The organism is Hyphomicrobiales bacterium (genome assembly GCA_016710435.1).
GTDB lineage: Bacteria > Pseudomonadota > Alphaproteobacteria > Rhizobiales > Aestuariivirgaceae > Aestuariivirga.
Genome location: JADJVV010000001.1, coordinates 1,530,247 through 1,541,992, shown reverse-complemented (window position 1 = coordinate 1,541,992; position 11,746 = coordinate 1,530,247). Strand labels below are relative to the sequence as shown.

At 61.6% G+C, this 11,746-nt stretch carries 12 protein-coding genes; 5 read left to right on the top strand and 7 right to left on the bottom strand.

Annotated features, from left to right (window positions below):
* Positions 1-171: 171 nt before the first annotated feature.
* Positions 172-963 carry an inositol monophosphatase family protein gene (locus IPM06_07485; GenBank protein MBK8770257.1) on the bottom strand — a complete coding sequence of 264 codons (792 nt, stop codon included), beginning with the start codon at positions 961-963 and terminating at the stop codon, positions 172-174.
* A 256-nt stretch (positions 964-1,219) separates the two neighbouring features.
* Complete coding sequence (locus IPM06_07480; GenBank protein MBK8770256.1) at positions 1,220-2,575, bottom strand: IS1380-like element ISPme1 family transposase; 1,356 nt, start codon at positions 2,573-2,575, stop codon at positions 1,220-1,222.
* Here IPM06_07480 and IPM06_07475 point away from each other — a divergent pair.
* From IPM06_07475 to IPM06_07455, 5 genes are all read left to right on the top strand, one after another.
* On the top strand, positions 2,574-2,777 hold the full coding sequence (locus IPM06_07475; protein ID MBK8770255.1) for a hypothetical protein: 204 nt from the start codon (positions 2,574-2,576) through the stop codon (positions 2,775-2,777). The genes IPM06_07480 and IPM06_07475 overlap by 2 nt on opposite strands.
* A gap of 229 nt (positions 2,778-3,006) precedes the next feature.
* Positions 3,007-5,304, top strand: a complete 2,298-nt coding sequence (locus tag IPM06_07470) for an FAD-dependent oxidoreductase (protein MBK8770254.1) — start codon at positions 3,007-3,009, stop codon at positions 5,302-5,304.
* Positions 5,305-5,308: 4 nt separating this feature from the next.
* Positions 5,309-6,226 carry a sugar ABC transporter permease gene (locus IPM06_07465; GenBank protein ID MBK8770253.1) on the top strand — a complete coding sequence of 306 codons (918 nt, stop codon included), beginning with the start codon at positions 5,309-5,311 and terminating at the stop codon, positions 6,224-6,226.
* Positions 6,226-7,086, top strand: a complete 861-nt coding sequence (locus tag IPM06_07460; GenBank protein ID MBK8770252.1) for a carbohydrate ABC transporter permease — start codon at positions 6,226-6,228, stop codon at positions 7,084-7,086. The genes IPM06_07465 and IPM06_07460 overlap by 1 nt, the downstream gene beginning before the upstream one ends.
* Before the next feature lie 21 nt (positions 7,087-7,107).
* Entirely contained in the window at positions 7,108-7,659 is a 552-nt protein-coding gene (locus IPM06_07455; protein ID MBK8770251.1) for a hypothetical protein, read from the top strand.
* Between the two features lie 175 nt (positions 7,660-7,834).
* Here the strand turns inward: IPM06_07455 and IPM06_07450 are convergent, their stop codons facing one another.
* The 5 genes from IPM06_07450 to IPM06_07430 form a co-directional block, all read right to left on the bottom strand.
* Positions 7,835-8,884, bottom strand: a complete 1,050-nt coding sequence (locus tag IPM06_07450; protein MBK8770250.1) for an ABC transporter ATP-binding protein — start codon at positions 8,882-8,884, stop codon at positions 7,835-7,837.
* Positions 8,881-9,042 carry a hypothetical protein gene (locus tag IPM06_07445; protein MBK8770249.1) on the bottom strand — a complete coding sequence of 54 codons (162 nt, stop codon included), beginning with the start codon at positions 9,040-9,042 and terminating at the stop codon, positions 8,881-8,883. Before IPM06_07445 ends, IPM06_07450 begins: the two co-directional genes overlap by 4 nt.
* Positions 9,039-9,251: a hypothetical protein gene (locus IPM06_07440; GenBank protein ID MBK8770248.1), complete on the bottom strand. Its 213-nt coding sequence runs from the start codon at positions 9,249-9,251 to the stop codon at positions 9,039-9,041. The genes IPM06_07445 and IPM06_07440 overlap by 4 nt, the downstream gene beginning before the upstream one ends.
* 68 nt (positions 9,252-9,319) lie before the next feature.
* A complete protein-coding gene (locus tag IPM06_07435) occupies positions 9,320-10,711 on the bottom strand; it encodes an extracellular solute-binding protein (protein MBK8770247.1) in 1,392 nt (463 codons plus the stop codon).
* A gap of 66 nt (positions 10,712-10,777) precedes the next feature.
* Positions 10,778-11,746 (bottom strand): phosphotransferase, encoded by a 969-nt coding sequence (locus tag IPM06_07430; protein MBK8770246.1) that lies wholly within the window; start codon positions 11,744-11,746, stop codon positions 10,778-10,780.

Genomic DNA, 11,746 nt, shown 5'->3' with positions numbered 1-11,746 from the left:
GCGCATTCATCAGGGGCTCCTTGTTGCGGCCGGCTACAGAATGCCTAGCGCGCGTTCCGGCGGGATGAAACCATCTGGCCGGAAAGAACGCGCGCCAGTGTTAAAGCCGATGCGTGTTCTTAACGCTAGGGCAGTTTCTGCTTTGGCTGAATATGCACGAGGCGGCGGCAATCACCCCTGCATGATGGCCAGCGCCTCGTCGAGAAGGGGGCGCGAACCGGCGGTGACGACATTGCCGCCCTTGGCGAGGTCGCCGCCCGTCCATTCGGCCGCGAAGCCGCCCGCCCCGGTGACGATGGGCAACAGCGGCGTGATATCATAGGGCTGGAGGCCGCAATCCATGGCGATGTCGATATGGCCCGCCGCCATCAGGCAGAAGAAATAGGCGTCGCCGCCATAGCGGGTGAGTTGGGCCGCGGCGCGGAGCTTCTGGAAGCGCTGCTGATTCTCCGCACTGCGATAGAGTTCCGGCGCCGTGGTGCCGACCGTGGCGCGGGCCAGCGGGATGCCGGAGCGGGCGCGAATCGGCTGGAGATTGCCGCGATGGTCATGCCAGGCCCCGGCCGGGTTGCCGAGGAACATGTCGCCCACCACCGGCTGGTTCATGACGCCGACCACCGGGCGGCCCTCGTAGCTCAGCCCGATGAGGGTGGCCCAGGTGGGCATGCCGCAGACGAAGGAGCGGGTGCCGTCCACCGGGTCCAGCACCCAGGTGAAGGGTGAACGGCTGTCCTTGATGCCGTATTCCTCGCCGTGGATGCCATGGTCCGGATAGTGTTCTTCAATGAGTTTCCGGATGGCGCGCTCGCCGGCGCGGTCGCCTTCCGTCACCGGGTCCCAAACCGGCCCATCCTTTACGTCAACTTCCGCATTCCGCCGGAAGTAGGGGAGAATGGCGCGTGCCGCGTCGTCCGCGAGCAGGCGTGCAAAACGGGTGAGTTCAGTCCAGTCCGGAGCGGCCATTGATCGGTTCCCTCTGCACATCCTTCCTATTTGACCCGACATTCCCCAAGTGGCCTGCCGCTTGACTTCAAGATCGCCTGATTTTGCTCGCTGGGCAAGCGTTTTTCGCCCCGAGCGGTGTCTGTCGTCGCGCAAACGGCCGAAGTCGGGTGGATCAAGCCTCGAACCCGCAGCATTCTGGCCCGGCAGAGCCGCTTTTCCGCGCGGCAGACGGACCTGTCCTGCCGCTTTCGTTCAGCTTGGGCATGGATCGTGGTCATGCGCATGACGGAGGCGTTCGAAGACGGCGGATGGCGGCAAGGACGGCCCGCACCATCGGGCCGGTGACGGCGACCTCGGCCAACTGGAAGGTAATGGCGCGGGCGTGGCGGACGACGCGGGCGCCGATCTTGATCAGCTTGAGTTGCAGGCTGGTCAACGACCAGTCCGCCATGGCCTCGGGCAGTTCGATGCAGCGCAGGAAGGTTGCCAGGTTGTAGGCCAGCGCGTGCAGTTGCAGCCGCACCTCGTTGTGCCGGAACTTCCGGCATGACAGCCGCGTCCAGCGAAAGGCATATTTGCCTTCCTTGATGTGCTGCTCTGCGGTGCCGCGCTGGTTGTAGAACCTCACCACCCAGTCTGGCTCCATCGGCAGGTTGGTGACGATGAAGCCGACTTTGGGGAACAGCTCGCCCGGATGCCATTCGATCTTGGCGATGACGCGGCGCGGCTTGTCCCAGGACGCCGCCTGATACTCGAAGTCCTCGAAGAACCGTTTGACCTTGGTCAGCGAAGGCCGTCCCACGGGCCGTGTCAGCCGATGCGCGATCTTCTCGCGCAAGACGGCGTTGGCGGGCAGACGGATGGCGTAGAAGAACCTGGCTTCTTCCAGCCGCATATAGATCGCGGGGATCGCGTAGGCAGCGTCGGCCCGGAAGAAGCGTCCACCAAGGTCGCGGCCAGCATATCGGGCAATGACGGGATCAAGGACATCCCGCCAGCCATCGGCGCTGTGGACATTGCCGTTACGCAGGGCGCAGCGCTCCAGCATGCCAAACTGGTTGAACAAGAAGATGGGGTGATAGCAGGTGCAGTCGAAATGCCCGTTCCAGGCAGCACCTTCCTGATCGCCGTGGGTGGGGCTGACCGAGCTGTCCATGTCCAGCACGATGTATTTCAACCCGTTGCGGTCATGAAACCGGTCGATCCATTGGCCGTTCAGATCGGCCAGCGCCGCCCGGTTCGCGGCCAGAGCCAGCGTCTCGGTCTCGAACCGTCCCATCTGCGATGCCGAAGCAGCTTGCGCCTCGACGGCCCTGCCGCCAACGACCTGACGCATCACGGGATCGAGGGCCAAGCGGTCGGCATCGTTCACATCCTCGTATCCGGCCAGTCGTCCGAACACCGATTGCCGGAACAATCCGTCAAGCCGATGGAGCGTGTTCTTCCCGGTGCGGCTGTCTCGCAGCGCCTCCGACGCCAGATTGGACAGGCCGAGCACGTCATCAAGCTCGCGCATCACCAGCAGGCCACCGTCTGAACTGATCTGCGCACCACGGAACTCCAGACGCACACGGCGGTCGAAATCAACCCGATCTCCCCGCGCCAAGCCCGCACCCTCCAGGTGATCCATGAAACGCGCCCCTCGCAGCCGTCAACGCCATGATTTATATGCGAAATATCACGATTACGACAGCGAAATCAGCGACTTACTTGGAGAATGTGGGGTGAATTGTTTTTTCCTCATCGCGGAATGCCTGACCATGCCGATGCATTGGCGAGTGGGCCGAGAAGATATCTACCGGGGAAATTCGGTGGCACCGCCTGCTCCATGAGGCACTGGCACGCTCTAGGGCCAGCTTTTCGTCGCATCGATGGGGGGCGCCATCTCGCGCTTGCGGCTTGGTCGGCCTCCCTCCCTCCCCCCCCCCCCCCTCGCCGCCCCCGCTCTGAATCAAAAAACACCAACATGATATTGTTATTTCCACAATCATGTTGTTAATTCCACAAGCATGCGACCGATCCCGGTCAGGCGCATGCAGAAATGAGACCGGTGGAGCTGCCATGTCGAAGGAATTGCCGAAGCACAGCCAAATCGTTGTCATTGGCGGAGGAATCCTGGGCTGTTCGACGGCCTATCACCTCGTCCGCCGGGGATGGCAGGATGTCGTGCTCCTCGAAAAGGCCCAGCTCACATCCGGCACCAGCTGGCATGCGGCCGGCTCCATCGGCCAGCTGCGCAGCAGCGCGGGCATCACGGAGATGATCGGCTATTCCACGCGACTCTACGGCACGCTGGAAGCCGAGACCGGACAGCCCACTGGCTGGCGGCAGTGCGGCTCGATCCGGCTGGCCTGCACGCCGGAGCGCAAGGACGAGCTCGAGCGCTCGGTCATCATCGGCCGTTCCTTTGGCCTCGAAATCAAGATGATCCCGCTCGACGAGGTAAAGGCGCGGATTCCGGTCATCTCGCTTGAGGGCGTGCTTGCCGCCGCCCATATTCCAACCGATGGCATGATCAATCCGAGCGATGTGACGATGTCGCTCGCCAAGGGGGCCCGGATGAAGGGCGCCAGGATCTTCGAGGATACCAAGGTCACCGGTTTCGTCCGCAACGATGGCAGGGTGACGGCGATCGAAACATCGCGCGGCACCATCACCTGCGACAAGATCGTGCTGTGCGCCGGCGTTTGGGCTCGCGAGCTGGGGCGGCTTGCCGGTGTCAATGTCCCGCTGCAGCCCAACTACAATCAGTATGCGATTACCGATGTCATCCCCGGCCTGCCGCGCGATACGCCGGATCTCCGCGATCCCGACAACTACGTCTACTTCAAGGAGGAAGTCGGCGGCTATGCCTATGGCAATTACGATCAGAATCCGAAAGCCTATGAGGTGTCGCCCATTCCGGAGAGCAATGTCTTCCACCTCTTCGAGCCCGATCTCGACGGTTTTGCGGTAACAGTGGAAGATGCCGTCCGGCGCATCCCTGCCATGGCGGAGGTCGGCATCAAGCGCTTCATTCACGGCCTGGAATCCTTCACCGAGGATGGCATGCCGATCATGGGCGAGGCGCCGCAGCTCAAGGACTTCTATGTGGCCTGCGGGTTCAACGGCTTCGGCATCGCCTCGGGCGGCGGTGCTGGCAAAGCCATGGCCGACTGGGTGACCGATGGCCAGCCGCCCTATGATCTCAGCGCCGCCGACATCCGCCGCTTCGGTCCCCACCACGGGTCGGACCGCATGGTGAAGGCGCTGGCGATCGACGGCCAGCGCCGCCACTATGCGCTGGCGCGGCCCGGCGACGAGGCACGCGTGGCGCGGATGCTGCGGCGCGGCCCTGTCCATTCCCGCCTTGCCGCGGCGGGCGCGCATTTCTCTCCCGTCATCGGCTGGGAAATAGCCGATTATTTCCGCCTGACGGACAGCGCATCACCAGCCGACATTGCCGCCGCCGAATATGCCGCCGCCAAAAATACAGCGGTCCTTGCCGATGACAGTGCACGCGCCAAGATGTCGGTTGCCGGCCCGGAGGCCGAAGCCGCCCTGCGCAGCATCTGCGCGGGCTTCAACGGCATGCCTTCCGATCAGTATACCCCGGCCTTCCTTCTCAACACGGCAGGCGGTATCGATTGCCCGGTGACGATCCAGAAATACGGCGAGTTCAATTTTCTTCTGGCCGCTCCGGCGGCACGCGCCGCCTATCTTCATACGCACCTTCAACACGGTCTGGCGAAATTCCCCGGTGTTCAACTGCTCGACGTTACGGCCGCGGGCGCGGTGTTCATCCTCGCGGGCCCGAATGCCCGGAAAATCCTGGCATCCGATTTCGAGGGTGAGCTCGCCGCACCGGATGGGCACATCGCGCCGGGATATCTGGCCGGCGCGCCGGTCCGGATCATCGGCACGACATCCTTCGGCAGCGGATTTGAAATTCACGTCAGCACGGAATATGCCGCCCATATCTTCGAGACCCTTGAACAATCCGGAGCCTCGCATGGGCTTCGCCTTGCGGGGGCGCTGGCGCTCGATATGCTGCGCATCGAAAACGGCATTCCGGCCATCGGCCGCGAGATGAGCGCAAAAACGAAACCGCAGGAGATTGTTGCGGCAGCGGGTGGCACGAGCCGGCTGAAACAGCTCTTCGTGCGCGGCAGCGCCATCCGTCCCAGGGGCCATGAAAGCGTGCTGTGCCGGGGGAAGCGCGTGGGGACCGTCACCAGCTCGACCTATTCGCCGGTCGCGGACGGCAGCTTCCTCCTCGCCTTCATGGATTCCGCTGCGCCTGCGGCCGATCTTGAAATCGAAGCCCATACGGGCGTGGCCCCCGCGCTCGTCTGCGAGCGCATTCATTCCGAGGCATGAGACGATGACGGGGGACGCACGCCGATCCAAATGGATGACCTGGCGCTCGCAACAGGTCTTCATTGCGGTTTGCCTTGTGCCGGTTCTCCTGTTTCTGTTTCTGACGTCGGTGCTTCCAACCATCGTGGCGCTGGGCGACAGCCTCACCAACTGGAACCTTACGGGCTTCGCCAACCGGCCGCGCATCATCGGCCTTGCCAACTATCAGGAACTGCTCCGGAAGGACCCGCAATTCTGGAGCGCCCTTGGCCGGACGGTGCTGTTTGTGATCATCGTCGTCCCTGTCGAACTGGTGCTCGGGCTGGGAGCTGCCCTGTGTTTCGACCGCATGTTTACCGGGCGGCGGCTTGCCATGACATTGGTGATGATCCCCACCATGATCGCCCCCGTCGTGGTTGCGATGATCTGGCGTTTCATTCTCGCCCCCAGCTTTGGCGCGGGAACCTATCTCCTGCAGGGCATGGGCCTGTTTGTGGATGTTCCTGTCTTCTCCGATCCGATCACGGCCTGGGCCGCGATCATGCTGATCGACATCTGGGAATGGACGCCCTTCATGATGCTGATCATGATCGCCGGATTGTCCAGCCTGCCGTCAGAGCCGATCGAGGCTGCGTGGATCGACGGTGCCAGGCCGGCTCAGATTCTGTGGCATGTGCAGATTCCCATGCTCAAGCCGCTGATCATCGTGGCCGTCCTGTTCCGCACCGTCGACGCCTCCAAGCTGTTCGATTCCATCTATGTTCTGACTGGCGGCGGGCCGGGCGCCGATGCTACCTCGACCATCACGTTCTTCGCCAACAAGGCGATCTTCGGATCATGGCGGCTCGGCTATGGATCCGCCATCTGCATGGTGCTGGGCCTTCTCTCGCTCATTGCCGCCGCGGCCTTCCACAAATTCATCTCGACGCAGAAGGAAGTCTGATGAGCCAGGTTACAGTTCAGCTCCGCCGCCGGCGCACGGTCAGGCACTGGCTGCGCACCGCGTCCTGGGTCGTTCCGCTTCTCCTCCTCCTCGCGGTGGCACTGCTTCCCTATCTGTGGATCCTGCTGACCAGCTTCAAGCCGAAGGACCAGATCTTCGTAACACCCCCCAGCCTGTTCTTCGATCCGGCGTTCGACAGCTACAGGTCGGTTTTCATCAACAAGGGATTCGGGCGCTATCTACTGAACTCGGTGGTGATCGGGCTGTCGAGCACGCTCCTTGCCGTCACCATCGGAACGCTGGCCGCCTATGCGCTGGCGCGGCACAAGATTCCGGGCTCCAATCACCTGCTGTTCTTCATCCTGTCGACCAGGCTAGGCCCGCCGGTGGCTTTCGCGCTTCCCATGTATCTGATCTTCTACAAGCTCGGCATGCTCGATCTCGGTGTCGCGGTGGTGCTTGCACATGCGAGCTTCAACCTGGTTCTCGTGGTCTGGATGATGAAATCCTTCTTCGAGGACGTCCCGCGCGAAGTGGAGGAGGCAGCCTATCTTGATGGCTGCAGCCATTTTGGCGTATTTTTCCGTATCAGCCTGCGGATGGCATGGCCCGGAGTCGTGACGGTCGCGATCTTCGTTCTCCTGTTTTCGTGGAACGAACTGCTGTTTTCGCTCATCCTGTCCGCCGGGCAGTGGCGGACGATGACGGTCATGATCCCGACGCTTGTCGTCCAGACAAGCACTCTCTGGGGCGAGGTTGCTGCGGCCTGCGTGGTGCAAAGCATCCCCGTCATCATATTTACATTCCTGGGGCAAAAGCATTTGGTACGGGGACTGACCTTCGGCGCGGTGAAGGGCTAACATGGGCCGGGAGACACGTGCGTGAGCGACGATGCGGCAGAAAGCGAAGGTGGACGGCGTCTGGATCGCGAGGGCCGTCTGAACGCCTATACGGCGAACTATCTCGGAACGGCGCAGGGAGCATTCAACAACGTCGTCAAATATCTTCAATCGAAACCGGACCTGCTGGAAGATGATACCGTCTGCATGATGGTCTACGAGATGGATTCGGCCCTGCAGGCGGCACGCACATCACTGTGGTATGCCTGCTGGCTGTGGGAACAGAAAGACTACGCCGCAGCCGAGCTGGCAGCATTGCGCGTCAACAGCAGCGCCAAGCAGGCCGCCCTGATGGTCACCAACAAGGCGTTCGAAGTCTGTGGCGCACGTTCCGCCTTTCGCGACATGCCGTTTGAGCGTGCGTGGCGCGACGCACGCATGTTCAGCCTTCATACCCGCGAATCGAAGAACGCCCGGCTGCATGCGAAAGCCATCGTCACAGGGGATTTCCACGCCAAGCGGGAATACTCCAAATCAGCCGAGCGTCGCCGCTGGGAGGACTACGGCGTTACGCCCCCAGCCTCGCACCAGTGACGGCGCCTCTCTGCGCCGTTCAAAGCGGGCGTTTCATTGCACACAGACGAGAGTGCGAACTTCGCGGTGAGCAATCCGGCAATTGCTATCATCGGCACGATAGGCGAAGCGGCCGAATTCAAATACAGGCGCCAGAGATAGATCTGCTCCGACCATCCCGCCGTCGAGAGACAAACTATTGCAGCCGGTTGCCGTCGCCATCGAAGATGTGATGGTGTTTGAGAGGGGCCGCGACGGAGAGCTGGTCGCCGTCGTGCAGTCCATCGGTGCGCGGAATGCGAGCGGTTACAAGCGGCCCGGAGGTCTGAAGCTCGATGATGGTTTCAGCCCCAAGATGCTCCACGACTCCCACCGTGCCCGCAATCGCGCCCTCGGATTCCGGCGGCACGATGCGCAGATGCTCCGGCCTTATGCCGAGATGCACCGTTCCCGAAGCCACAACCGGACATGCGATCGCGATGTCATTCACCCGGAACATGCCGTCGGTGACCACGCCCTTGATGATATTCATGCTGGGCGAACCGATGAACGTTGCGACGAACAGATTGGCTGGCGTATCGTAAACCTCGAGCGGGGTGCCGATCTGCTGGGCGATGCCGCCATGCATGACCACGATCCGGTCTCCCATCGTCATCGCCTCCACCTGATCATGGGTCACATAGATCATCGTAGCCTTGAGCGATTTGTGGAGCCTGATGATTTCATTGCGCATCACGGTGCGCAGCTTGGCATCAAGGTTGGACAAGGGTTCATCGAACAGGAATACGTCCGGCTCGCGGATGATGGCGCGCCCCAATGCCACGCGCTGGCGCTGGCCGCCCGACAGGGTACGCGGCTTGGCGCCGAGATAGCGCTCGATATCGAGGGTGGCGGCCACGGAAGATACCCGATGCTTGATCTCGTCCCTGGAAACGCCCGCCAGCTTGAGCGCGAAGCCCAGATTCTCGGCGATCGTCATGTGCGGATAGAGGGCGTAGGACTGAAAAACCATGGCGATCTTCCGGTCGGGAGGATCGAGATCGGTCACGTCGCGATCGCCGATCATGATGGTGCCGCCGCTCGGCATCTCGAGGCCGGCGATCATGCGGAGCGTGGTCGTCTTGCCGCATCCAGATGGGCCGACGAGCACAATGAATTCGCCTTCGGCGACCTCAAGGTCAATGCCCTGCACAACAGTATAGCCGGCAAACCGCTTGCTGAGGTTCTGCAAGCTGACACTCTTCATTGCATGGCTCCGAGATAGATCATTTCAGCGACGAGGAAGATGACCATTCCCCAGAATCCGACTTCCCCGCTGTCGAATAGATGGCGCCTGTTGTTCCACCAGCCCAGCGCGAGCTGCAACGGAAACACGGCAAAGACAATGATGAGATGCGGTATCATCGGGGCTCAGTACCGAGGCGCCTGGCAAGCCAGAGAACGAGTGAAGCTAGCCCCGGCAGAACCACCAGTCCCGCCGCCGCCACGGCATAGCGCGAGATGCCGAACTGGAGGGCTGCAGGCGAGATTACCACGACCATGAGGCCATAGAGGAAGGCCCACAGGCTGCCCCGGAAACTGTCATTGGATAGGCTGAAGAAGCGGTTCTGCATGGCGCCTGCCTGTGGAAGATAAGCGGGTCCGTGAAAGCCAGCTCACGCCGGCTCCCACGGACCGGCGGTCACTGTTGCTGCAGAACTTCGTTGAAGCCGTCCTGCAGGTTTTTCAGCGTCGTATCCGCATCCTGCTGATCGGCACCGGCGGCACTCAGCTGATCGAGAACGATGGGTTGCAGTTCAACCCATTGCGGCAAGGTCGGACGGGGATAGACAAGGTTCGGGTCGGCCAGCAATTTCCGGAACGCCATTGTGGCACCGTCATTGTCAAGCGAGGGGTCGGAAAGAACGTCCTTGCGAAAGCTGAGGCATCCCAGCGGATGGCAGCGTTTCTGCACGTCGAACGAACCGAGGAACTGGGCCAGCAGGAAGGCTGCTTCCTTGTTCTTTGACTTGGCGGGGATCACCCATGATGATCCATCCGAAACGGTGTGCGGACCGGGGTGAAGAAAATAGCCGATCTTGCCGGCGACGGCCGGGCACTCCTCCGGCTTTTCTTCCATTGCCGTCGAGTCGGCCCAGCCCGGCGTCGAGAAGAGCTTGCCGGTGCAGAAATCCGAATATTCCTCGTCCCAAGTATATTCCCTATAGGACGGCGGTGCGAATTTTCGCCAGCCGAGGAAATAGTCGAGCGCCTTCTTGGCTTCCGGCTTGTCGAACTGGGGAACACCCTTGTCGTCGATCATGACGCCGCCCATGCCCAGCAGGATGCGCTCATAGTCATAGAACACGGTAACATGCCGCTTGAACGCAGTGGCCGTGCCCCACAAATTGTTTTCAAGCACCTGGCCGCCAGCCTTCTCGCCCTTCTTGCGATTGTAGAACTCGGCAACATCCAGCCACTTCTGCCAGCTGTCGACGGTGATCCACTTGTCGCCGTTGAACGGCGTATCGTAGCCGTACTTCGCCTTGAAAGCGGCCTGCTCTGCCGGGTCAGCGGCGATATCCTTGCGATAGATGCCGAAGGGGGAATTCAGCATATAGGGCAAGCCGAGCAACTCACCCTTGTAGGTGCCGGTGCTGGCGATCACGCCGGGCGCCATATCTTCCAGCTTGTAGCCAGGATCGCGCAGGGCCGGATTATCAAGGAGAGGCTGAATGGGCGTGGCGAAGCCGTGCTCGCCCCAGGCGCCGATAACGAGATTGGTTGTCTGCACCAGATCGTAGACCTGAGTCCCGGTCAGTGCATCGGTCATGGTCAGCTGCTGAAGCTGTCCCAGATCGCCGGCCTCCACTGTTACCTTGATGCCGGTGCGCTGCTCGAATTCGGGGATGAATTTCTGAAACGCGATGCAGGGCGCGTAGGCTTCGCAGGCGAGGTGTATAGTCTGGTCCTTGTAGGGGGCGGCGGCCTCCTCCAATGTCCAGGCGGCGGCGGGACCACCGGCGGCAGCAAACAGGCCAAGGGCCGCGGCCGCCGCTAGGGTTGTTCGATGTGTACCCTTCCATAACTTCATGTTGGTTCCTCCTTCTCAGCGCGTTTGAAAAAGCGCATCCAGCCGGCGCAGATCAGCTGGGACGCTTCAAGCCCGTATTTCGATCGCCCCGAAAATGTCGACGTGTTCGGCGAGTACAGTTCTGAACCGGCCGCCGTTGAGTTCGCTGTAACCTTCATATGACGGGGCATAAGCGCCATAGGTCGAGGCCATCGACGCGGCGACGGTGTCCTGCGGCAGATCGGAGACGATTTCCTGAACCGGAGCCCACAGATATTCCATGAGCGAGACGATCACGCAGAAAAGCGAGAACAGTTTTTTCTCGGCGGCATCCGGAGCCTGCCCTGAATAGGCGAAGAGAATGTCGTCCCATTGCGCGCGCGGGATGTCGCCGTTAACCGCCATGCTGGCGAGGTCAGCCATCGGATGGCCGATCCCCGAATAGTCCCAGTCGATGAGTTTGAGCGATCCATCAGAATCGCGCACAAAATTCTGTGGCAGCACGTCGGTGTGCGCGATGGTCGGAATGAAAGGGGGTACCTGAACTTCGATCGCCTGGCAGAGTCCCTCATATTCCGGAATCTCGGCGGCGATCCTGCTCCCGGCGCTTTTCAGGAAAGCACAATACCGGCTGACCTTTTGAAACGGATAGCTGTACCGCAACGGTCCGGGGAGATTGCTTCCCAGCGCATGCAGCCGCTTGAGAAGGTGAACGCTTGCGGTCAGCAATGCGGGATCGGAAAACAGGCCGGCGCGGAGCGCTCCTCCCGGCGCGAAATCCATGACGGTGATAGCACCGTTCATGTAATGCAGGCGCGGCGAAATGCCGGCAGCGGCGGCGGCGGCCATCGCCGTCGCAACATGGCTCTGATAGATGTCATGCACCGGATTGTCGAACGCAACGCGCGTCACATAGACACCGGCATCGTCACGGACCGTGAAGTTGAGATTGGTCAGGCCGCCGATCAGGGGTTCGACCCGCGGCGTTCCGCGCCACAGGTCGAGCGAGGCGATATGCGCCATGACGCGATCGGTTCCCCAGGTCTTTTCAATCAC

What these genes read in the sequence shown, in the direction of transcription:
- IPM06_07485 (MBK8770257.1), bottom strand. Translation starts at nt 963, where the DNA reads ATGGCCGCTCCGGACTGGACTGAACTCACCCGTTTTGCACGCCTGCTC.
- IPM06_07475 (MBK8770255.1), top strand. Translation starts at nt 2,574, where the DNA reads ATGAAACGCGCCCCTCGCAGCCGTCAACGCCATGATTTATATGCGAAA.
- IPM06_07480 (MBK8770256.1), bottom strand. Translation starts at nt 2,575, where the DNA reads ATGGATCACCTGGAGGGTGCGGGCTTGGCGCGGGGAGATCGGGTTGAT.
- IPM06_07470 (MBK8770254.1), top strand. Translation starts at nt 3,007, where the DNA reads ATGTCGAAGGAATTGCCGAAGCACAGCCAAATCGTTGTCATTGGCGGA.
- IPM06_07465 (MBK8770253.1), top strand. Translation starts at nt 5,309, where the DNA reads ATGACGGGGGACGCACGCCGATCCAAATGGATGACCTGGCGCTCGCAA.
- IPM06_07460 (MBK8770252.1), top strand. Translation starts at nt 6,226, where the DNA reads ATGAGCCAGGTTACAGTTCAGCTCCGCCGCCGGCGCACGGTCAGGCAC.
- IPM06_07450 (MBK8770250.1), bottom strand. Translation starts at nt 8,884, where the DNA reads ATGAAGAGTGTCAGCTTGCAGAACCTCAGCAAGCGGTTTGCCGGCTAT.
- IPM06_07445 (MBK8770249.1), bottom strand. Translation starts at nt 9,042, where the DNA reads ATGATACCGCATCTCATCATTGTCTTTGCCGTGTTTCCGTTGCAGCTC.
- IPM06_07440 (MBK8770248.1), bottom strand. Translation starts at nt 9,251, where the DNA reads ATGCAGAACCGCTTCTTCAGCCTATCCAATGACAGTTTCCGGGGCAGC.
- IPM06_07435 (MBK8770247.1), bottom strand. Translation starts at nt 10,711, where the DNA reads ATGAAGTTATGGAAGGGTACACATCGAACAACCCTAGCGGCGGCCGCG.